General features: G+C 72.6%; 18 protein-coding genes. 9 read left to right on the forward strand and 9 right to left on the reverse strand.

What is annotated here, in order from left to right; genetic code table 11:
• Nucleotides 1–2 precede the first annotated feature (2 nt).
• The gene (locus tag OG470_RS17640; protein WP_328425656.1) at nucleotides 3–341 is read right to left on the reverse strand and encodes a DUF952 domain-containing protein; all 339 of its coding nucleotides are present in this window, start codon (nucleotides 339–341) and stop codon (nucleotides 3–5) included.
• 114 nt (nucleotides 342–455) lie between these two features.
• On the opposite strand from OG470_RS17640, the gene OG470_RS17645 reads away from it, so the two are divergent.
• The 3 genes from OG470_RS17645 to OG470_RS17655 all read left to right on the forward strand — a co-directional run bounded on the left by OG470_RS17645 (nucleotide 456) and on the right by OG470_RS17655 (nucleotide 2957).
• Nucleotides 456–767 carry a hypothetical protein gene (locus OG470_RS17645; protein ID WP_328425658.1) on the forward strand — a complete coding sequence of 104 codons (312 nt, stop codon included), beginning with the start codon at nucleotides 456–458 and terminating at the stop codon, nucleotides 765–767.
• Nucleotides 768–854: 87 nt separating this feature from the next.
• Complete coding sequence (locus tag OG470_RS17650; protein ID WP_328425660.1) at nucleotides 855–1511, forward strand: response regulator transcription factor; 657 nt, start codon at nucleotides 855–857, stop codon at nucleotides 1509–1511.
• A gap of 9 nt (nucleotides 1512–1520) precedes the next feature.
• On the forward strand, nucleotides 1521–2957 hold the full coding sequence (locus OG470_RS17655; RefSeq protein WP_328425662.1) for a sensor histidine kinase: 1437 nt from the start codon (nucleotides 1521–1523) through the stop codon (nucleotides 2955–2957).
• A gap of 3 nt (nucleotides 2958–2960) precedes the next feature.
• Here the strand turns inward: OG470_RS17655 and OG470_RS17660 are convergent, their stop codons facing one another.
• From OG470_RS17660 to OG470_RS17675, 4 genes are all read right to left on the reverse strand, one after another.
• Nucleotides 2961–3881 (reverse strand): TAXI family TRAP transporter solute-binding subunit, encoded by a 921-nt coding sequence (locus OG470_RS17660; RefSeq protein WP_328426429.1) that lies wholly within the window; start codon nucleotides 3879–3881, stop codon nucleotides 2961–2963.
• A 111-nt stretch (nucleotides 3882–3992) separates the two neighbouring features.
• The gene (locus OG470_RS17665; protein WP_328425664.1) at nucleotides 3993–4685 is read right to left on the reverse strand and encodes a hypothetical protein; all 693 of its coding nucleotides are present in this window, start codon (nucleotides 4683–4685) and stop codon (nucleotides 3993–3995) included.
• 108 nt (nucleotides 4686–4793) lie between these two features.
• Complete coding sequence (gene yaaA, locus OG470_RS17670; RefSeq protein WP_328425666.1) at nucleotides 4794–5591, reverse strand: peroxide stress protein YaaA; 798 nt, start codon at nucleotides 5589–5591, stop codon at nucleotides 4794–4796.
• Nucleotides 5592–5656: 65 nt separating this feature from the next.
• Nucleotides 5657–7276 carry an ArnT family glycosyltransferase gene (locus tag OG470_RS17675; RefSeq protein WP_328425668.1) on the reverse strand — a complete coding sequence of 540 codons (1620 nt, stop codon included), beginning with the start codon at nucleotides 7274–7276 and terminating at the stop codon, nucleotides 5657–5659.
• 123 nt (nucleotides 7277–7399) lie between these two features.
• On the opposite strand from OG470_RS17675, the gene OG470_RS17680 reads away from it, so the two are divergent.
• Together OG470_RS17680 and OG470_RS17685 are read left to right on the forward strand one after the other, a co-directional pair.
• Nucleotides 7400–8440: an App1 family protein gene (locus tag OG470_RS17680; RefSeq protein ID WP_328425670.1), complete on the forward strand. Its 1041-nt coding sequence runs from the start codon at nucleotides 7400–7402 to the stop codon at nucleotides 8438–8440.
• 134 nt (nucleotides 8441–8574) lie between these two features.
• On the forward strand, nucleotides 8575–10563 hold the full coding sequence (locus tag OG470_RS17685; RefSeq protein ID WP_328425672.1) for a family 10 glycosylhydrolase: 1989 nt from the start codon (nucleotides 8575–8577) through the stop codon (nucleotides 10561–10563).
• Between the two features lie 84 nt (nucleotides 10564–10647).
• On the opposite strand, the gene glgB is transcribed toward OG470_RS17685, so the two are convergent.
• Nucleotides 10648–12750, reverse strand: coding sequence for a 1,4-alpha-glucan branching protein GlgB (gene glgB, locus OG470_RS17690; protein WP_328425674.1), 2103 nt, complete (start codon nucleotides 12748–12750; stop codon nucleotides 10648–10650).
• Entirely contained in the window at nucleotides 12738–14813 is a 2076-nt protein-coding gene (locus tag OG470_RS17695) for an alpha-1,4-glucan--maltose-1-phosphate maltosyltransferase (RefSeq protein ID WP_328425676.1), read from the reverse strand. The genes glgB and OG470_RS17695 overlap by 13 nt, the downstream gene beginning before the upstream one ends.
• A gap of 145 nt (nucleotides 14814–14958) precedes the next feature.
• Here OG470_RS17695 and OG470_RS17700 point away from each other — a divergent pair, with 145 nt between their 5' ends.
• Nucleotides 14959–15198, forward strand: coding sequence for an AbrB/MazE/SpoVT family DNA-binding domain-containing protein (locus OG470_RS17700; RefSeq protein ID WP_328425678.1), 240 nt, complete (start codon nucleotides 14959–14961; stop codon nucleotides 15196–15198).
• Nucleotides 15188–15643, forward strand: coding sequence for a type II toxin-antitoxin system VapC family toxin (locus tag OG470_RS17705; RefSeq protein ID WP_328425681.1), 456 nt, complete (start codon nucleotides 15188–15190; stop codon nucleotides 15641–15643). Before OG470_RS17700 ends, OG470_RS17705 begins: the two co-directional genes overlap by 11 nt.
• 62 nt (nucleotides 15644–15705) lie before the next feature.
• Here OG470_RS17705 and glgA read toward each other — a convergent pair whose 3' ends face one another.
• Nucleotides 15706–16917, reverse strand: a complete 1212-nt coding sequence (glgA, locus tag OG470_RS17710; protein WP_328425683.1) for a glycogen synthase — start codon at nucleotides 16915–16917, stop codon at nucleotides 15706–15708.
• 70 nt (nucleotides 16918–16987) lie between these two features.
• Here glgA and glgC point away from each other — a divergent pair, with 70 nt between their 5' ends.
• Together glgC and pgm are read left to right on the forward strand one after the other, a co-directional pair.
• Nucleotides 16988–18220 (forward strand): glucose-1-phosphate adenylyltransferase, encoded by a 1233-nt coding sequence (gene glgC, locus OG470_RS17715; RefSeq protein ID WP_328425685.1) that lies wholly within the window; start codon nucleotides 16988–16990, stop codon nucleotides 18218–18220.
• Nucleotides 18221–18267: 47 nt separating this feature from the next.
• A complete protein-coding gene (gene pgm / locus OG470_RS17720; protein WP_328425687.1) occupies nucleotides 18268–19911 on the forward strand; it encodes a phosphoglucomutase (alpha-D-glucose-1,6-bisphosphate-dependent) in 1644 nt (547 codons plus the stop codon).
• Between the two features lie 44 nt (nucleotides 19912–19955).
• Here pgm and OG470_RS17725 read toward each other — a convergent pair whose 3' ends face one another.
• Nucleotides 19956–20870 (reverse strand): NAD(+)/NADH kinase, encoded by a 915-nt coding sequence (locus tag OG470_RS17725; protein ID WP_442931198.1) that lies wholly within the window; start codon nucleotides 20868–20870, stop codon nucleotides 19956–19958.
• Nucleotides 20871–20917: the final 47 nt, after the last annotated feature.

The following is a 20917-nucleotide window of genomic DNA, read 5'->3' on the forward strand; positions in this document are numbered from 1 at the left end:
CGTCAGCCCAGCAGGGCGGCCACCGCGTCGGGCACCGGGACGTCGGCCGGCAACGCCCGCGCCGCCGCCACCGCCGTCACCGGCAGCGGGCCGTACAGGTGCGGGAAGGGTTGCCCGCCCCGCGACGGCTCCCAGCGCAGCGCGTCGCCCAGCCGCTCCTCCTCGACGCTGAGCAGGGTCAGCCCGCTCGCTCCGCTGAAGTATCGGCTGGCGGTCTGCACCACCTGGTCCGGACCGGAGAGGTGGATGAACCCGGACTCGTGGTCCATCGCCGTGCCGGTGAAGGTGCCGGCGGCGAGGGCGTCGTTCCACTCCGCGGTCGGCAGCAGTTTGTAGATCACAGCGGCAGCCTACGTGCGCCTCGCGGCCGTCCCCGCCCGGTTTTCGCGCGTACCGCCTCGGCCGTCGCCCCCTGCCGGGCATGCTCAGGTGGAGCGGCCGCGGAGGGGATGGCGATGGAGAGCTACGACGACGACTGGACCGACAGCCAGCGCGCGCTGTACGACGAGTGCTACCGGGCCGGCGGCGAGTGGGCGGACGATCCGGACACCCCGTCCGACGACGTGCAGCACGTGATCAACCTGGCCGAGGCGGACGACGACGCCTTCCAGGACGCCGAGATCGACTACGCACCCCTGGTCGACGCGGTCACCCAGGCCAGCGGGGTCAACGTCACCAGCGTGCCGGCCCGCCACGACGACCCCGGTTTCCGGGGCTTCACCGACGGCGTCCGGGACGCCACCGCCGACGACGTCTTCGGCCTCTGACCGACCCGTCCGGGAGGCGGCCCTCCCGCTCGCGCCCTGCTTCTGCCACCATTCGCTGGACAGCGCTGCGAACGGACGGGGGCACAGGTGCGGATCCTGCTGGTGGAGGACGACCGTCGGGTTGCCGCCGCGCTCTCCTCCGCCCTCACCCGCCGCGGCTACCAGGTCGAGCACGCGGCCACCGTCGCCGCGGCGCTCTCCGCCGCTCCGTGCGACCTGGTGCTGCTCGACCTGACCCTGCCCGACGGGGACGGCACCGACCTGTGCCGGGAGCTGCGTCGGCGCAGCAGCCAGCTCGGGATCATCGCGGTGACCGCGCGGGGCGAGGAACGCGATCGGGTGCTCGGCCTGCGCCTCGGCGCGGACGACTACGTGGTCAAGCCGTTCTCGATGGTGGAGTTGCAGGCCCGGATCGAGGCGGTGCTGCGCCGGGCCGCGAACACCGCGCCGGAGCGGCACCTGATCGAGGCCGGGGCGGTGCGCATCGACGTGGCCGCCCGGACGGTGAGGGTGGACGGCCGCGAGGTCACGTTGACCCGCAAGGAGTTCGACGTGCTGCTCTCGCTGGCCCGCCAGCCGGGGGTGGCGGTGCCCCGCGACCGCATCCTGCTCGACGCCTGGGGCACCACCTGGGCCGACCGGCACACCGTCGAGGTGCACGTCGGGTCGCTGCGCGGCAAGCTGGGCGACGCCCGCCTGGTGGAGACCGTACGCGGGGTCGGCTACCGGCTGCGCGATGCGTGAGGGGCTGCCGTGCGCCGTCGACTGGTGATCAGCTATCTGCTGCTGATGGTGCTCGTCCTCATCGCGTTGGAGAACCCGCTGGCTGTCACCCTGGCCAGCCGCGAGACCGAACAGGTCCGCGCCGACCGGCTCGCCGACGCCACCCGGTTCGCCTCGCTGGCCGGGCCGGCGCTGCGCGGCGGCGGGCCTGGCCCGCTCGAAGCGGAGCTGCGCAGCTACGACGAGCTGTACGGGATCGGCGCGGCGGTCGTCGACCGGGACCGGCGCACCGTGTTCGCCTCGGCGAGCTGGCGGCCCGCCGGGGGGACCGCGACGGCTCTGGACATCGCGCTGTCCGGGCAGCAGACCAGCACCCCCGCCACGGTCTGGCCGTGGACGGCCGGCGCGGTGGTGGTGGCGGTGCCGATCAACGACGGTGGCGAGGTGCTCGGCGCGGTGGTGATCGTGACGTCGGTCGACCCGATCCGCCGGGCCGTCACCTCCTGGTGGTTGCTGCTCTTTCTGGCCGGCCTGCTCGCCATGCTGGCCTGCGTACTCACCGCGTTCGGGCTGGCCAGCTGGGTGCTGCGCCCGGTCACCGAGCTGGACGCGGTCACCCATGAGATCGCCGAGGGCGATCGGGGTGCCCGGGTGCAGCACCGACTCGGCCCGTCGGAGCTGCGCCGGCTCGCGGCCAGCTTCAACCACATGGCCGACGTGGTCTCCGACGTGATGGACCGGCAGCGCGCGTTCGTCGCGCACGCCAGCCACCAGCTGCGGAACCCGCTCACCGCGTTGCGGCTGCGGGTGGAGGAGCTGGGTCCCAGCCTCACCGACCCCGACGGGCGCTCCGAGCACCGGCTGGCGCTGGAGGAGACCGACCGGCTGGCGCTGGTGCTCGACGCGCTGCTCACCCTGGCCCGGGCCGAACGCGAGGAGAACGAGCGGGTCACCGTGGACGCCGCCGCCGTGGCCGCGTCCCGGGTGGCCGCGTGGGCGCCGTTGGCCCGGCACCGGTCGGTCGCGCTGCGGCTCGCCACGAGCGACGCCCCGGCGTACGCCCGGACCGTGCCGACCGCCGTCGACCAGGCTCTGGACGCATTGATCGACAACGCGGTGAAGTTCAGTGGGGCCGGCGGGGCGGTGACGGTGACCGTGGCCCGCCGAGACCAGGGGGTGGCTCTGGAGGTGCGGGACACCGGCCCGGGGATGACCGAGAGTCAGCTCGGGCAGGCCACCGAGCGGTTCTGGCGGGCACCGGACGCACAGAACGTGGACGGCGCCGGGCTCGGCCTGACCATCGCCGCGGTGCTGGTGGACGCCTCCGACGGGCGACTCACCATGCGACCGGGGGAGCGGCGCGGGCTGGTCGCCGCCCTGTGGTTCCCGGCGCCCGCACCCGACCCCGAAGCCGACCCGGCCGACGGGGAACCGACCGCCGACCTGCGGCCCGCCCCGGCTCGGTAGCGGTCAGGGCTTGGCCGCGCGGTACCAGGCGGCGGCCCCCGGGTGCAGCGACAGCGGCGCGGTGGCGATCGCCGAGCGGGGGCTCATCTGCCCCGCCGCCGGATGCGCGGCGCCCAACTCGGCCCGGCGCTCCATCAGCAGCCGGGTCACCTCCCGGACCAGCCGCTCCGGCAGGTCGGCCCGGACGATCAGGTAGTTCGGGTCGGCCACCGTGGTCACCGGGTCCACGCCGTACACCGAGCGGGGGATGTCCCGGGAGACGTAGACCTGGCCGTAGCGGGCGCGCAGCGGCTCCGTCCACTCGCCGAGGTCCACGATTCGGGTGGCGCTGCGTCCGGCCAGCTCCTTGATGCCCTGCACCGGCAGTCCGCCGGAGAAGAAGAACGCGTCGATCTCCCCGGCGCGGAGCGCGGCCACCGAGTCGTCCAGCCCGAGCCGCTCCCGGAGCACCCCGTCGCCGCCGAGCTGGGCCACCTCCAGCAGCCGCATCGCGGTGATCTCGGTGCCTGATCCGGGTGCGCCGACGGAGACCCGCCGGCCGCGCAGGTCGGCGACCGTGCGGACCGGCCCGCCGCCGGTGGTGACCAGGTGCAGCTGGTCGTCGTACACCCGGGCGACAGCGTTGACCGACGGGCTTTCCGAGGTGGTGGTGGGCAGCACGTCGGCCTGGGTGAAGCCCAGTTCGGCTGCTCCGGAGCCGATCAGCCGGACGTTCTCCGCCGAGGCGGCGGTGACCACCACGGTGGCCCGCACGTTGGGCAGCTCCCGGTTGAGGATGGCGGCCAGGGACTGCCCGAAGGCGTAGTAGACGGCGGTCGGGCTGCCGGTGGCGATCCGGATCGGCAGCGGCTCGGCCTGGGCGTCCCGGCAACTGGCGGCACCGGCCACGGTTGTGGCCAGCAGCAGCGCCAGCAGCGCGGCCATTCCCACGCGGCGGCGGCCGAGCCGGCCGGACGAGGTACGACTCACGCGGAGCACTGTGCGCTGCCGGAACGGTGCGCGCAAGCCCCGTTCGGGTGGGTGGGGCGTGCCGGGTCAGCAGGCCGGGCGGCGTTCCGGCTCCGTTTCCGAGCCCCGTGCGGCCTCCATCGCCGCGCTGCGCAGAATCCGCTCCCGGTCCGGCCCGTCGGCGACACTGACCAGGAAGCAGCCGGTGCCGGGGCGGAGCACGGCCGGGACATCGAGCACGGCCGCGCTACGGATCAACACCGCGGCCAGGTCCCGGTCAGTGAGCCGTACGCCGAGGATGTGCCGGCGGACGTGCCGCCCGCCGGCCAGCAGCGCCGACCGCCAGGCCGCCGCCGCGAGCCGGGACACCCACCGGCGACGGGCCGGTGAGGCACCGGGCTGCGGCCCACCGAGCAGCTCCCGACGCCCCTGCCACCAACCGGCGTTCAGCAGCCGGGTGTACGCGCCGTGATGCTCCGGGGGCACCCAGAGCCGGTGCAGCTCGTAGCGGCGGCGCAGGCCGCCGACGGCCACCTCCTGGGTCACCGGAATGTCCAGCCGGGCGAGCAGCTGCCGCATCCGCTGAGCGGCGTCCTCCCGGTTGAACTCCACTCCCGGCGAGTGCGACCGGAGCGCCGCGGTCGGCCGGGCGACGGTCGGCAGGGGTGTGCACCGCAACAGGCAGGCGGCCTCGAACGCGTCGCCCAGGGTCAGCCAGTCCAGCGGGGGTGGCGTCGCCGGCGAGCGGAGCCGGTCGAGCAGGGCGGGTTCACGGGCCAACGAGGCGCTCCCTTGTCGGAGTCTGGGTTCCCCTACCGTGACCCCTGCCCTGCCCTTGCGGAACTGATCCCGCCCAGCCTTGAGGAAATCTTGCGGCTGGCGACCCGCCTACAGCTCGGTGACCACCAGATCCACCTGTCGCGGCCGGCCGGCTGGGGCGGCCTGCTCCACGACGGTGTGCTTCAGCTCGCGCAGCGTGCCGACCAGTTCCCCGGCGGTTCGCGGCCGGGCGCCGGCGATCAGCAGGTCACGGACCAGCCGCCCCTTGGTCGCCTTGTTGAAGTGGCTCACCACCGAGCGGACCGGCACACCGTCGACCTCCCGCTCGTGCAGCACCCGCACGGTCACCGTGCGCTCGGCCAACTCCCCGCGCGGCGTCCAGGTGGCCGCGTACGAGCCGGAGCGCAGGTCGAGCACCGGCCCGGTGCCGGCCGCAGCCGTCAGGGCCGGCGCCAGCACCGGCCGCCAGTACGCCGACAGCGCCCCCACGCCGGGCAGCCGGGCACCGATCGGGCAGCGGTACGGCGGGATCCGGTCGGCGAGCCGGACCGCGCCCCACAGGCCGGAGCTGATCAGGATCGACCGGCGGGCCGCCCGCTGCGCCGCCGCCGGCAACGAGGCCAGCTCCAGCGCCTCGTAGAGCACCCCGGTGTAGATCTGCGCTGCCGGCGCGGTGGCCGCCACCCGCAGCCGGGCGTTGCGGCGCAGCTCGCCGCGCTGGCCCTCGCTGAGCCCGAGCGCCGCCCGCGCCGCCGCCTCGTCCGGCCCGGTGCTCAGCGCCACCAGCGCGTCCAGCACCCGCTCCCGGGCCGGGTTCAGCTCGGGCAGCGCGAGCCGGTCCGGGTCCCACCGTCGGCCGGTGCCGGCGTCGGCCTTCCCCTCCGAGGGCGGCAGCAGGATGAGCATCGGACCTCCGCGACGGGTGGGACGGCGGCGCCCACGCGCCGGTTCGGCCAGCGTACGACCCGCCGTTACCGCCAGGGCCGCACCGGGGTGTCGGGGTGGTACACGCGATAGCCGTCGACCTCCCGTACCGGTGCGGCATCGGGCTCGTCGGCGAGCAGTCGACGCAGCCGCCGCTCCATCGGCGAGTCGATCTCCACCACGTAGCCGGGTCGCTCGGCCCGCCCGACCTGCCGCCAGTACGGCAGGTACCGGTTCTGGCCGGGGGACAGGTCATCGTCGAGCACCCCGCAGACCACCGTCTCGTCGGTGTTGAAGACCAGTCGGTTGCAGGTCCAGTAGTCCCCGTACACCTCGTGGGGGCCGTTGGCGCGCAGCGCGGCGGCGAGTTCCCGGGCCTGGCGCTCCTCGGTCCGCGACGCCCGCACGTCGGTGGTCACGAAGAGCACGGTGATCACCAGCATGGTCGCCGTCAGGCCGGCCAGCACGGCGGTGGCCAGTGCGCCGGTGAGCCGACCGAGCACCCCGACCGTGCCCCGCCAGCAGGCCACCGCGGCCACCCAGAGCGGCCAGAGCACCGCCGGCAGCGACAGTTGCAGCACCGACAGGTAGCGGGCGTTGTCCAGCGGACTGGTCGCGGCGAGCGGGCTGCGCACGTACGACAGCAGGGTCAACGCGGCGCCGGCGACCAGGGCGAGCTGCACCACCGGCCGGACCCGCTCCCCGCGCGGCGCTCTCGCGGCCCGGCGGTACGCGAGGACCGCGAGCACCGCGGCGACCACCAGCAGCACCGGGTAGAGCAGCCCGAACCACTGCTGCCAGCGGCCGCAGCCGTCCACCGGGCAGAGCCCGTGCGCCAGCGGCACCCCCTCCAGCAGTCCGCCCCAGATCCGGTCCGACCACGGTGGCAGCGGGCCTTCCTTGGTGCTCACCTCCCGGAACACCGACAGCGAATCGTCACCCGGCGCCGCCCGGAGGTTGTCCCAGAGCATCGGTGCCACCCCGACCACGACGCCCGCCACCAGCAGCAGGCCGGACCAGCCGACGAGTTCCCGCCGCACCGCCCACACCAGCGCCAGCCCGGCCACCGCCAGGTAGGGCAGGATCAGCCAGTCCGACCAGGCGGCCAACCCGACGAGCAGGCCGAACAGCGCGACGGCGAGCCGGCGGCGGTGGACCGTGCCGGCCGCCAGCCCCACGGTGATCAGCAGCATCAGCAGCACCGCCGGCTTCACCTCGGGCCGTCCGCCGACCACGGTAAGCTGATCGCGCACCACCCGCTCCGGCCCGAGCGCCAGCAGGCCGACGATGAAGGCGGCGAACCACGGCGCGCAGAGCCGGCGGGTCAGCCGGTGGATCAGGTAGAGGAAGACCGCGTACAGCGCGAGCATCGGCAGCCGCAGCACCGGCCAGCTCGGCCCGGCCACCGCGACCAGCGGCGCGGCCAGGTACGACTCCAGCATCCCCATGTAGTGCTGGCCGTAGAGGAAGACCGGGTGCTCCCGGCCCTGCCCGATGTGCAGCGCGGCGAGGCCGAAGGTGGCCTCGTCGCTGTTCGACACCGGCACGGTGTACAGCGTCAGGACCAGCCGGTACCCGATGCCGGCCAGCCCGAACAGCAGCGCGACGAGCGCCGGTCGGTCGAGTCGTGGGCGCCACCGCCCACGGTGTTGCTCTGGTTTCGACACGACCACGCCCCCGTCGTCGTCCCGACCGGAGTGTTTCACGCGTGGCGGGCTGGTCGGGGTGGTTCGGCTCAGCCGGGGTCGGCTCGCGTGGCCGTGGCTGTCGACGTGTGGCAGGGTTGGCGCGTGCCACCCACTCCCGCCGGCCAACTGGCCGTTCCGAACCTGCACCGGGCCGCGCGGATCGAGGACGCCGTGCACCAGCTCGTGGAGCGTCGGTTGCGGCGCACCGGCTGGCGGATCAACATCATCGCGTACACCAACTACGGCTCCCCGGGCTGGGTGCGGGTGATGTGCCGGGTGCTGCTCGGTCGGCCGGACACCCGTCAGCGGGGCCGGTTGGACAAGGTCCGCGGCTGGCGCAGCTTCACCACCCTGCCGGCCAAGCACGTCACGGTGACCATCGAGGCCGGCGGCGTGCGGCACGAGACCCGGGCCGACCGCAGCGGCTTCGTCGACACGCTGGTAGAGGCCGACCTGCCGCCCGGGTGGGGCACTGTCCGGCTCAGCGTCCCGGACGCCGAGCCGGTCGACGCGCCGGTGCGCATCCTCGACCCGGACGTCAAGTTCGGCATCCTCTCCGACATTGACGACACGGTGATGGTGACGGCGCTGCCCCGGCCGCTGCTCGCCGCGTGGAACACGTTCGTGCTCGACGAGCACGCCCGCAACGCCGTGCCCGGCATGGCGGTGCTCTACGAGCGGCTGGTCACCGCGCACCCCGGCGCCCCGGTCTTCTACCTCTCCACCGGCGCCTGGAACGTGGCGCCGACGCTGACCCGGTTCCTGTCCCGGCACCTCTACCCGGCCGGGCCGCTGCTGCTCACCGACTGGGGCCCGACGGCGGACCGTTGGTTCCGCAGCGGCCGGGAGCACAAGCGGGTGACCCTGGCCCGGCTGGCCCGGGAGTTCCCCGACGTGCGTTGGCTGCTGGTCGGCGACGACGGCCAGCACGACCAGGAGATCTACCGGGAGTTCGCCGCCGCCCACCCGGAGAACGTGGCGGGGGTGGCGATCCGCCGACTCTCCCCGACCCAGTCGGTGCTGGCCGGTAGCCTGCCCGCCCCGGCCGGCCTCCCGTCGACGGGGCCGGTGGGGCAGAAGTGGCTCTCCGCGCCGGACGGCGCCGGCCTGTGGAAGCTGCTGCGCGACGCCGGCCTGGTCTGACCGCCGGTCCGCCGGGTATCGGGCGGTGGTCGGCGTCGCGAGGTGACTTCGTAGCGGGAAAATTGTGAAGGATACTTGCGCAACGGATCGGCAACCTTGAACATATTTTCGTGCGTAGAGACTATGGTCGATATATGTCAGGGCTGGCGCTGGTAGCGGCGCTGGTGCTCGGCGCGGCAGCCCCCGCCTCCCCACCCGCCCCTCCGGACACCGTGCCGGTGGCCGCCCAGGCGGCCTGCGTGACCGATCCGGCAACCCCGAAGCGGCAGCTACGCGGCATGTGGATCGCCAGCGTGGCCAACATCGACTGGCCCAGCCGCACCGGGCTCACCCAGGCGGCCCAGCAGGCGGAGTACCGGGGCTGGCTCGACCTGGCCCAGCAGCGGCGGATGAACGCCGTCGTCGTGCAGATCCGCCCCGCCGCCGACGCGTTCTGGCCGTCCACCTACGAGCCCTGGTCGCAGTGGCTCACCGGCACCCAGGGCGGCAACCCCGGCTACGACCCGCTGGCCTTCATGGTGGCCGAGGCGCACGCCCGCAACCTGGAGTTCCACGCCTGGTTCAACCCGTATCGGGTCGCCACCCACACCGACCTGACCAAGCTGGCGGCCAGCCACCCGGCCCGCAAGAACCCGGGCTGGGCCGTCGCCTACAACGGCCAGCTCTACTACAACCCCGGCATCCCCGCTGTCCGCGCCTTCGTGCAGGACGCCATGATGGACGCCGTCCGCCGCTACGACATCGACGCGGTGCACTGGGACGACTACTTCTACCCGTACCCGGGCAGCGGTGGGGGTTTCCCCGACCAGGCCACCTTCGCCCAGTACGGCGCCGGCTTCAGCAACATCGCCGACTGGCGGCGCAACAACGTCAACCTGTTGGTGCAGGAGATGCACAACCGGATCCAGGCGATCAAGCCGTGGGTGAAGCTCGGCGTGAGCCCGTTCGGCATCTGGCGCAACGCCGGCACCGATCCGCTCGGCTCGCGCACCAGCGGCCTCCAGTCGTACGACGCGATCTACGCCGACACCCGCCGCTGGGTGAAGCAGGGCTGGATCGACTACATCGCTCCGCAGATCTACTGGCACATCGGCCACTCCTCGGCCGACTACGCGGAGCTGGTCCGCTGGTGGTCCGAGACCGTGGCCGGCACCGACGTGCAGTTGCTCGTCGGGCAGGCCACCTACCGCGCCGGGGCGTCCGGGCAGGACGCCGCCTGGCAGGACCCGGCCGAACTGACCGACCACCTGACGCTCAACCGCACCTACCCCCGGATCCTCGGCGACATCCACTTCAGCGCCAAGGACGTCCGCGCCGACCGCATCGGCGCCGTCTCCCGGGTGGCGACCGACCACTACCGCCGGCCCGCGCTGGCGCCGGCCGGGTTGGGCGGCGCCGCGCCCGCCGCGCCGAACCTCACCTCGGCGGTACGCGGCACCGGCGGTGTGACCCTGAACTGGCAGCGCGGTGCGACCGGCAGCACGTCCGCGTACGCGGTCTACCGGCTGCCCGGCGACGGCGCGGTCGACCCCTGCGACCTGGCCGACGCCCGCAACTTGCTCGGCACCGTCCGCGCCTCGGGCAGCACCGGGACGTTCACCGACGCCACCGCCGCGGCTGGCTCGACCTACCGGTACCTGGTGACCGGGCTGGACCGGCTGCACCACGAGAGCCCGGCCAGCAACGCGCGGGTGGTCACCGGCACCGGCGGCACGTTCAGCGTGATCGTGGACAACGCCACCGCCGGTGGCTTCACCGCCGCCGCCACCTGGGGCACGTCGTCGTACCTCGCCACGCGGTACGGCGCCAACTACCGGTTCGCCGAGCCGCAGGCGGTCAGCGATCCGGCCTGGTTCAGCGCGACGCTGCCCGCCGCCGGCTCGTACCGGGTCGAGGTCTGGTACCCGGCCGACTCCGGCTACAACAGCGCCACGCCGCACCTGGTGGCGACGGCGAACGGGACCGTGACGGCCATCGTCGACCAGCGCAGCGGCGGCGGGCAGTGGCGGGTGCTGGGCACCTACGACTTCGCCGCGGGGACGCGCCAGGTCGTCGGGGTCAGCCGCTGGACCAGCACCCAGGGGTACGTCGTGGCCGACGCGGTCCGCATCACCCGGCTCTGAGCGCGCCGTTCCCCCCGGGGCGTCTCGACGCGTCGGGGGAACGGTCCCGCCCGCCCAGACGTCGCCCGGACCCGGCGCGCCCGGTCAGTCGCGGCGGAGCCAGATGACGCCGAGTGGGGGGACCTGGAGGGCGGCGGAGGCGACCATGCCGTGCCACGGCACGTCCTCGGCGTGCACCTCGCCCAGGTTGCCCACCCCGGAACCGCCGTAGTGGTGGGCGTCGGTGTTGAGCACCTCAGCCCAGGTGCCGCCGGCCGGCAGACCGATCCGGTAGTCGTGCAGCGGCTGGGCGGAGAAGTTCGCCACGCAGACCAGCGTCGAGCCGTCCGGGGCGATCCGGATGAACGACACGGTGTTGTTGGCGACGTCGTCACCGGCGATCCAGCGGAACCCGGCCGGCTCGGTGTCCTGCGCCCAGAGCGCCGGGGTGTCCCGGTAGACCCGGTTCAGGTCACCGACGAGGCGCTGCACCCCGGCTCGTGCCGGGTCGTGCAGCAGGTACCAGTCGAGGCCGCGCTCCTCGCTCCACTCCCGGTCGTCGGCCAGCTCGGAGCCCATGAAGAGCAGCTGCTTGCCCGGGTGCGCCCACATGTAGGCCAGCAGCGCCCGTACGTTGGCCAGCCGCTGCCAGGTGTCGCCGGGCATCTTGCCGGCCAGGGAGCCCTTGCCGTGCACCACCTCGTCGTGGCTGATCGGCAGCACATAGTTCTCGCTCCAGGCGTACGCCAGGGAGAAGGTGAGCTGGTGGTGGTGGTGCTGCCGGTAGATCGGGTCCTTCGAGGTGTAGAGCAGGGTGTCGTGCATCCAGCCCATGTTCCACTTGAACCCGAAGCCCAGCCCGCCCTCGGCGGTGGGCCGGGTCACGCCCGGCCAGGCGGTGGACTCCTCGGCGATCATCACCACCCCGGCGTGGTGCTTGTAGACGGTCGCGTTCACCTCCTGCAGGAACGCGATGGCCTCCAGGTTCTCCCGACCGCCGTACTGGTTGGGGGCCCACTCGCCGTCCTTGCGGGAGTAGTCCAGGTAGAGCATCGAGGCGACGGCGTCCACCCGCAGCCCGTCGATGTGGAACTGGTCGCACCAGTAGAGCGCGTTGGCGACCAGGAAGTTGCGGACCTCGCGGCGGCCGAAGTCGAAGACGTAGGTGCCCCAGTCGGGGTGCTCGCCGCGCCGCGGGTCGGGGTGCTCGTAGAGCGGGGTGCCGTCGAAGCGCGCGAGGGCCCACTCGTCCTTGGGGAAGTGCGCCGGCACCCAGTCCAGGAGCACGCCGACGCCGGCGGCGTGCAGCTGGTCGACCAGGTACCGGAACTCGTCCGGGTCGCCGAAGCGGGAGGTCGGCGCGTAGTAGCCGGTCACCTGGTAGCCCCAGGAACCGCCGAACGGGTGCTCCATCACCGGCAGGAACTCCACGTGGGTGAAGCCCAGTTCGGTCACGTACGCGGTGAGCTGCTCGGCCAGCTCGCGGTAGCCGAGCCCCGGCCGCCACGAGCCGAGGTGCACCTCGTACACACTCATCGGCTCCTGGTGCGGCTGCCGCTCGGCCCGCTGGGCCAGCCAGTCCGCGTCGGACCACCGGTACGTCGAGTGGTGCACCACCGACGCGGTGGCCGGCGGCACCTCGGCGTACGCCGCGAGGGGGTCTGCCTTGTCCCGCCACTGCCCGTCGGCGCCGAGCACCCGGTACTTGTAGCGGGCCCCGACCCGGGCGTTGGGGACGAACAGCTCCCACACGCCGCTGGAGCCGAGCGAGCGCATCGACCAGCCGTCGTCGGGCGCCCAGCCGGTGAAGTCGCCGACCAACCGCACCCCGTGCGCGTTGGGCGCCCAGACGGTGAACGCGACGCCCTCGTCGAAGACCCGGGCGCCGAGCGCCTCCCACAGCCGCTCGTGCCGGCCCTCGCCGATCAGGTGCAGGTCCAGCTCGCCGAGGGTCGGCGGGTAGCGGTACGGGTCGTCGTGCACGGCACCGTCGACCTCCACCCGGTAGTCGAGCACGGTGCCCTCGACGCGACTCTCGAAGACACCGATGTCGTGCACCCGCTTCATCGGGTGCCGCTCGTCGCCGATGAGCAGCACGACGTCGCCGGCGCCTCGGCGCATCGTGCGGATCGTCGTCCACCCGTCGGCGGGGTGCGCGCCGAGCAGCGCGTGCGGGTCGTGCGTCACGCCGGTGATCAGCTGGTCCATCGGGCGTCCTTCGAGGCGGGAGCGGTCGGCGTGGTACCGCCGGACAGGTCGGCGGGGACGTCCGCGACGGTGAGCGTGGCCGGAACGGTCGCTGCGCGTACCGGTGCGGCGGGCGGGTTCGACCGGCGCACGGTCAGCACGTGTGCCGGTTGCAGGTACGGGTCGAGCCGCACCGCGTTGCGCTGACCCCAGTCGTAGCTGGTGCCGGTGAACTCGTCGTGCACGGTGAACCGCTCGTGCCAGTCGAAGCCGAGGGCGGGCATGTCCAGCGTGGTGTTGCCCCACTGCACGGTGCGCGGGTCGAACGAGCAGATCACGATGACGGTGTTGCCGGTCTCCGGGTCGTGTTTGGACCAGCAGAGCAGCGCCGGGTTGTCGATCTCGTGGAAGCGCAGGTTGCGCAGCTGGTGCAGGGCCGGATTGTCGCGGCGTACCCGGTTGAGGGTGGCGAGGAACGGTGCCAGCGAACGGCCCTGCGCCTCGGCGCCGGCCCAGTCCCGGGGGCGCAGCTCGTACTTCTCGTTGTCCAGGTACTCCTCGGCGCCGGGGCGGGCCACGTGCTCGAACAGCTCGTAGCCGGCGTACAGGCCCCAGGAGGGGGAGAGCAGCGCCGCCAGCACCGCCCGGATCTTGAACATCGGTGGGCCGCCGTGCTGCAACGACTCGTGCAGGATGTCCGGGGTGTTCGGCCAGAAGTTGGGCCGCATGTAGTCGGCCGCTGCGAGCAGTTCCTCGCAGTACGCCCGCATCTCGGCCGCCGATGTGCGCCAGGTGAAGTAGGTGTACGACTGGGTGAAGCCGATCTTGCCGAGACCGTGCATGATGGCCGGCCGGGTGAACGCCTCGGCCAGGAACAGCACGTCCGGGTCGACCGCCTTCACCTCGGCGATGAGCCAGTGCCAGAAGTCGAACGGCTTGGTGTGCGGGTTGTCCACCCGGAAGATCCGGATGCCCTCGCCGACCCAGTGCAGCACCACCCGCAGCACCTCGGCCCGGATGCCCTCCGGATCGTTGTCGAAGTTCACCGGGTAGATGTCCTGGTACTTCTTCGGCGGGTTCTCCGCGTACGCGATGCTGCCGTCGGCCCGGGTCGTGAACCACTCCGGGTGCTCGCTGACCCACGGGTGGTCCGGCGCGCACTGCAACGCCAGATCCATGGCCACCTCCAGGCCCTGGGCCGCCGCGGCCTCGATGAAGGCCCGGAAGTCTGCCGGCGTACCCAGGTCGGGGTGGATGGCGTCGTGGCCGCCCTCGGCGGCGCCGATCGCCCACGGCGAGCCCACGTCGTCCGGCCCGGCGGTGAGCGCGTTGTTGGGGCCCTTGCGGTTGACCCGGCCGATCGGGTGGATCGGTGGCAGGTAGAGCACGTCGAAGCCCATCGCCGCGACGCCCGGCAGTCGATCCGTGGCGGTGGCGAAGGTGCCGGAGCGCGCGCCCACCGCTCCCTCTGAGCGCGGGAAGAACTCGTACCAGGCGGAGAAGAGCGCGCGCTGCCGGTCCACCCAGAGGGAGTACGTGTCACCCTCGGTGACCAGCTCCCGCACCGGATGCTCCCAGAGCAGGTCGGCCAGGGCCAGCGCCGGGTCGACCCGCTGCGGCAGCGGCAGGTCGGTGTCGACCAGCGCCGTGAGAGCCGTGGCGACCCGGGCCCGCTCGGCGGCCGGCACCAGCTCGTTGGCGGCGGTGAGCACCCGGGCTCCCTCGGCCAGGTCGTTGGCCAGCTCGGCCGGCCCCTGCCCGGCGGCCACCTTCTTGGTCACCGCGTTCTGCCAGGTCAGGTACGGATCCTGGAACGCCTCGACGGTGAAGACCCAGGCGCCGACCGTGTCCGGACGAATGGTGGCGTGCCAGCGGTCCTGACCCGGCTCGCCGGGGCGCATCCGGGTGAACGGCCGCGCCGCACCGTCCGGGCCGAGCCACACCACGTTGCAGCCGAGGGCGTCGTGGCCCTCGCGGTAGGCGCGGGCCGACACCGGCACCGGCTCGTCGACCACTGCCTTGGCCGGGTAGCGACCGCAGGCGACGGCGGGGGAGACGTCTTCGATCGGGAACCGTCCAGTCACCCCGCCAACCTACTGTGCGAGATCCTCTCGCGCGCGGCAAGCAACTGACGTTGGCGAGCTATGCGTGACCGAGGGGCAGGCGTCATGGGTGATGCCCGCCTGCAAGTATCGCGTATCATATGTGACACGTGACAGGAGGTCGGGTATGAGGTTGAATAGCAAGGGCCAGGTCACCATCCCGGCGGCCTTGCGGGCCCAGTACAACCTGCACGAGGGCGATGAGGTGGACGTGGTTGAGGAGGGCGGAGCCCTCCGCATCGTCCGGGTCCACGGCGCCGACACCCGGGGGCAGCGCCTCGTGCGCCACATGCGAGGCCGGGGTAGCGCCAAGGAGACCGAGCACATGTCCACCGAGGAGTTGATGGAGTTGCTGCGTGGCGAGTGACCGGCTCCGCGCCCTGCCGTCGCGTTCGCCGCATGCGGCGACGACCCTGGTCGACACCAATGTGCTGCTGGACATCCTGACCGATGACCCGAAGTGGGCGGAGTGGTCGGGAGTTGCCCTCGCCGAGGCTCGTGACGCCGGCAACCTGGTGATCAATCCGATCGTGTACGCCGAGGTGTCGGTCCGTTTCGCCGGTATCGAAGAGCTGGACGAGGCATTGCCCGCCGGGGACTTCCTTCGCGAGGAGCTTCCGTACCCGGCGGGCTTCCTTGCCGGTAAGGCCTACGCGCGGTACCGCAAGTTAGGCGGCGTGAAGCGATCGCCTGTCGCCGACTTCTACATCGGTGCGCATGCGGCGGTGTGCCGGTACAACCTCCTGACCCGTGATGGGGCGCGATACCGCACGTACTTCCCGACCCTGACGCTGATCACGCCGACCGACTGACTGCCGCTCGGTCGTCGTCCAGCCGCCCGCTGTCAAGATCCGCGCACTTTCGAGGAAACTGCTTACCTCGCCGAGCGGTAGACGTCGAGTGTCTGCCGGGCGACGGCGTCCCAGGAGAAGTGCTCCACGGCGCGCTGCCGGCCGGCCTTGCCGAACCGCGCGGTGCGGGCCGGGTCGGCCAGCAGCGTGTTGACCGCTGCCGCCAGGTCGGCGACGAACTTATCCGGGGCCAGCGGCCGGCCGGACCCGTCGGTCGCCTGCTCGATCGGCACCAGCAGGCCCGTCTCACCGTCGGCGACCACCTCGGGGATGCCACCGGTGGCGGTCGCCACCACCGCCGTCTCGCAGGCCATCGCCTCCAGGTTGACGATGCCCATCGGCTCGTACACCGACGGGCAGACGAAGACGGTGGCGTGGGTGAGCACCTGGATCACCTCGGGCTTGGGCAGCATCTCGGCCACCCAGACCACCCCGGAGCGGTTGGCCCGCAGCTCGGCGGCCAACTCCTCCACCTCGGCGGCGATCTCCGCGGTGTCCGGAGCGCCGGCGAGCAGCACGAGCTGGGTGTCCGCCGGCAGCTCCCGGGCGGCCCGCAGCAGGTAGGGCAGCCCTTTCTGGCGGGTGATCCTTCCGACGTACACCACGCTGGGTCGGGCCGGGTCGATGCCGAGCCGGTCCAGCACGTCGGTGCCCTGGTCCGGGGCGTACTGGATGGTGTCGATGCCGTTGTAGACCACCCGGACCCGGTCCGGGTCGACCTGCGGGTAGGCGGCCAGCACGTCGCGGCGCATCCCGCCGCTGACCGCGATCACCGCGTCGGCGGCCTCCACGGCCGTGCGCTCGCACCAGGAGGAGAGCGCGTAGCCGCCGCCGAGCTGCTCGGCCTTCCACGGCCGCAGCGGCTCCAGGCTGTGCGCGGTCATCACGTGCGGCACCCCGTGCAGCAGCTTCGCGGTGTGTCCGGCCAGGTTGGCGTACCAGGTGTGGCTGTGCACCACGTCGGTGCCGGCCGTGCCGGCGGCCATCTCCAGGTCCACGCCCATGGTGCGCAGCGCGGCGTTTGCGCCGGTGAGGCCGGGCGGTTCGGCGTACGCGGTGACGCCCGGCTCGGTGCGCGGCAGGCCGAAGCAGTGCACCCGCACGTCGGTGAGGCGGCGCAACTCCCGGGCCAGGTACTCGACGTGCACTCCGGCGCCGCCGTAGACCTCCGGCGGGTACTCCCGGGTCAGTAGATCGACGCGCAGGGAGCCGGTGGCCGGGGAGGAGTCGGTCATGTGCGCACCCTAGTGCAGAAGACTCCCCGTACGAGTGGTGAAGTGCGACGCGGGTGGATAGCGTCGGGGCATGGCTGCCAAGGTGCTCGCGATCGTCCTGGCGGGTGGGGAGGGCAAGCGCCTGATGCCACTCACCACGGACCGGGCCAAGCCGGCCGTCCCGTTCGGCGGGATGTACCGCATGGTCGACTTCGTCCTCTCCAACCTGGCCAACGCCGGCTATCTCAAGATCGTCGTGCTGACCCAGTACAAGTCCCACTCCCTCGACCGGCACATCACCAAGACCTGGCGGATGTCCACGCTGCTCGGCAACTACGTCACCCCGGTACCCGCGCAGCAGCGTCGCGGCCCCTGGTGGTTCGCCGGCTCCGCCGACGCCATCTACCAGAGCTTCAACCTGATCAACGACGAGCAGCCTGACTACGTGATCGTCTTCGGCGCCGACCACATCTACCGGATGGACCCGCGGCAGATGGTGGAGGACCACATCGCCTCCGGCGCTGCGGTGACCGTCGCCGGCATCCGCCAGCCGCTGTCGACGGCCGACCAGTTCGGCGTCATCGAGGTCGGCGAGGACGGTCGGCGCATCCGGGCGTTCCGCGAGAAGCCCACCGACGCGGTCGGCCTGGCGGACGCACCGGACGAGATCTACGCGTCGATGGGCAACTACGTCTTCACCACCCGGGCGCTCTGCGAGGCGGTCGAGCGCGACGCGGAGGACAAGACCAGCAAGCACGACATGGGCGGCAGCATCATCCCGATGCTCGTCGAGCGGGGCGAGGCCAACGTCTACGACTTCCGGGACAACGAGGTACCGGGCACCACCGACCGGGACCGCGGTTACTGGCGGGACGTCGGGACGCTCGACTCGTTCTACGACGCGCACATGGATCTGATCAACGTGCACCCGGTGTTCAACATGTACAACTTCGACTGGCCGATCTACACGGAGCAGCCGCCGTGGCCGCCGGCGAAGTTCGTGCACCAGTGGGGCGAGCGGGTCGGCCGCGCGGTCGGCTCGATGGTCTCCCCGGGCGTGGTGATCTCCGGCTCGCTGGTGGAAAACTCGATCGTCTCGCCGAAGGTGCGGGTGCACTCCTGGGCGCACGTCGAGGGCTCGGTGCTGATGGAGGGTGTCGAGATTGGCCGGCACGCGGTGATCCGACGAGCCATCCTGGACAAGAACGTGTTCGTCCCGGAGGGCGCCGAGATCGGCGTCGACCTGGAGAAGGACCGGCAGCGCTACACCGTCTCCGACAACGGCATCGTGGTGATCGGCAAGGGCCAGAAGGTCGAGCTGTGATCCCTGCCGGCCCGTCGTCCGTCGCAGTACCGAGGAGGTAGACCCCCGTGACCCACCCCCGTGCCGGCCAGCCCGCCGAGGCCGCCGACCTGGTCGACGTGCCGCGCCTGGTGACCGCCTACTACGCCGAGCACCCGGACCCGGCGGACCCGGCGCAGCAGGTCTCCTTCGGCACCTCCGGCCACCGGGGCTCCAGCCTGCGCAACGCGTTCAACTCCGACCACATCCTGGCGGTCACCCAGGCGCTCTGCGACTACCGACGGGAGCACGGCCCGGACGGCCCGCTCTTCCTCGCCCGGGACACCCACGCGCTCTCCGCGCCGGCCGCGGTGGACGCCCTGGAGGTGCTCGCCGCCAACGGGGTCACCGTCCTGGTGGACAGCCGCGACGGCTACACCCCGACCCCTGCGCTGTCGCACGCGATCCTCACCCACAACCGGGGGCGCACCAGCGGGCTCGCCGACGGCATCGTCATCACCCCGTCGCACAACCCGCCCGACGACGGCGGCTTCAAGTACAACCCCACCAACGGCGGGCCGGCCGACACCGACGTCACCCGGTGGATCCAGGACCGGGCCAACGCGATCCTCACCGCCGGGCTCAAGGAGGTCCGCCGGATCACCTACGCGCGGGCCCGGGCCGCCGACACCACCGGGGAGTACGACTTCCTCGCGAGCTACGTCGACGACCTGCCGGCGGCGATCGACATCGACGCCATCCGTGACGCCGGGGTCCGCATCGGCGCGGATCCGCTCGGCGGCGCGAGCGTGGCGTACTGGGGCGAGATCGCCGAGCGGCACCGGCTGGACCTGACCGTGATCAACCCGACGGTCGACCCGACCTGGCGGTTCATGACCCTCGACGGGGACGGCAAGATCCGGATGGACTGCTCCTCGCCGAACGCGATGGCCTCGCTGATCGCCGCCCGCGCCGAATACCAGGTCTCCACCGGCAACGACGCCGACGCCGACCGGCACGGCATCGTCACCCCCGACGGCGGCCTGATGAACCCCAACCACTACCTGGCGGTGGCGATCGGCCACCTGTTCCGTACCCGGTCGCTGTGGGGCCCGGCGGCGGCGGTCGGCAAGACGCTGGTCTCCTCGTCCATGATCGACCGGATCGCCGCCGACCTGGACCGGCCACTGCTCGAGGTGCCGGTCGGGTTCAAGTGGTTCGTGCCGGGCCTGCTCGACGGCGCGGTCGGCTTCGGCGGCGAGGAGAGCGCCGGCGCGTCCTTCCTGCGGCGCGACGGGGGCACCTGGACCACCGACAAGGACGGGATCCTGCTCTGCCTGCTCGCCTCGGAGATCATCGCCATCACCGGGCGGACCCCAGGCCAGCACTACGCAGAGCTGACCGAGCGGTTCGGCGCCCCCGCGTACGCCCGGATCGACGCCCCGGCGACCCGCGAGCAGAAGGAGGTGCTCGGCAAGCTCTCCCCGGAGCAGGTCACCGCCACCGAACTGGCCGGCGAGCCGATCACCGCCACGCTCACCACGGCCCCGGGCAACGGCGCGCCGATCGGCGGGCTGAAGGTGACCACCGAGTCCGGCTGGTTCGCCGCCCGCCCGTCCGGCACCGAGGACGTCTACAAGATCTACGCCGAGTCGTTCCGCGGGGCCGACCACCTCGCCCAGATCCAGGAGGAGGCGAAGGCGCTGGTGGACGGAGTGCTGGCCAAGGCCTGAGCAGACCCGCCGCCCGTGCACCCCGGGTGGGCGGGCGGCTCCGGTCAGCAGGGCGGCGGCAGCTTCCGCTCGTGGCGCTGCCGCCGTATTTCGTCGGGAAGCAGCTCGCGGAGCTGGTCGGGCAGGAACGGCAGGTCGAGCAGGCTCAACTTGAGCTGGTTGCGCTCCTGGTGACGGAGCGGGTCGAAGCGGACCACCCGGCCGGCGTCCCGGCGGTAGCTGATGTCCACCCACCCCTCGGTCGCCGCGTCCTTGAAGATCACCCCGTCCATCTCGACGGCGACCGCCGCCGATTTCGGCTCCAGCTCCAGCCGGATGCGCTCCTGCGGCGAGAGCACCAACGACCGGGAGATGCCCGCCATCGGCGCCGACGGGGTCACCACCACCGCGTCCGCCGCCGGGGAGACCAGCGGACCGCCCGCGGCGTAGCTGTAGGCCGTGGAGCCGGTCGGCGTGCTCACCACCAGGGCGTCGCAGCGGTAGTAGCCATACCGCTGGCCGTCCACGGCCAGGGTGGCGGTGACGAAGCCGGAGCCGGGCTGGCGGACCATCGCGATGTCGTTGAACGCCACCACGTCTTCGCCGCACACGTCGCAGGCCAGGCAGGCGTGCGACTCGACGGTGAAGTCCTTCGCCAGCAGCCGGCTCAGCGCCTCCGGCAGATCCGGCGGCTCCACCTCCACCAGGAAGCCGAGCCGCCCCAGGTGTACCCCGAGCACCGGCTTCGGGTCCCGCACCGCGGAGCGCAGCGCGCCCAGCATGGTGCCGTCCCCGCCGATGCTGATCAGGGCGTCCGCTCGGGTGGCCACCTCCGCCGCGGGGACCGGTTCGACGCTCGACGGCACCCGGTGCGCGTCCTCCGCGCGCACCATCAGCGTCTTGCGGTGGCGCGACGCCCACCGTTCGATGATTCCGACCACCTCGGAGACGTCCCGGGTGGGGTGCAGCACCAGACCCAGCCCCGCCACCCGTACAGCTCACCACATCGGGTTGGGATGCGCCCGGC

Origin of the sequence: Micromonospora sp. NBC_00389, assembly GCF_036059255.1 — a bacterium.
Lineage (GTDB): Bacteria > Actinomycetota > Actinomycetes > Mycobacteriales > Micromonosporaceae > Micromonospora.

Coding starts and splice junctions, on each gene's coding strand:
- OG470_RS17645 (WP_328425658.1), top strand. CDS start 456: ATGGAGAGCTACGACGACGACTGGACCGACAGCCAGCGCGCGCTGTAC.
- OG470_RS17660 (WP_328426429.1), bottom strand. CDS start 3,881: ATGGCCGCGCTGCTGGCGCTGCTGCTGGCCACAACCGTGGCCGGTGCC.
- yaaA (WP_328425666.1), bottom strand. CDS start 5,591: ATGCTCATCCTGCTGCCGCCCTCGGAGGGGAAGGCCGACGCCGGCACC.
- OG470_RS17685 (WP_328425672.1), top strand. CDS start 8,575: ATGTCAGGGCTGGCGCTGGTAGCGGCGCTGGTGCTCGGCGCGGCAGCC.
- glgB (WP_328425674.1), bottom strand. CDS start 12,750: ATGGACCAGCTGATCACCGGCGTGACGCACGACCCGCACGCGCTGCTC.
- OG470_RS17700 (WP_328425678.1), top strand. CDS start 14,959: ATGAGGTTGAATAGCAAGGGCCAGGTCACCATCCCGGCGGCCTTGCGG.
- glgA (WP_328425683.1), bottom strand. CDS start 16,917: ATGACCGACTCCTCCCCGGCCACCGGCTCCCTGCGCGTCGATCTACTG.
- glgC (WP_328425685.1), top strand. CDS start 16,988: ATGGCTGCCAAGGTGCTCGCGATCGTCCTGGCGGGTGGGGAGGGCAAG.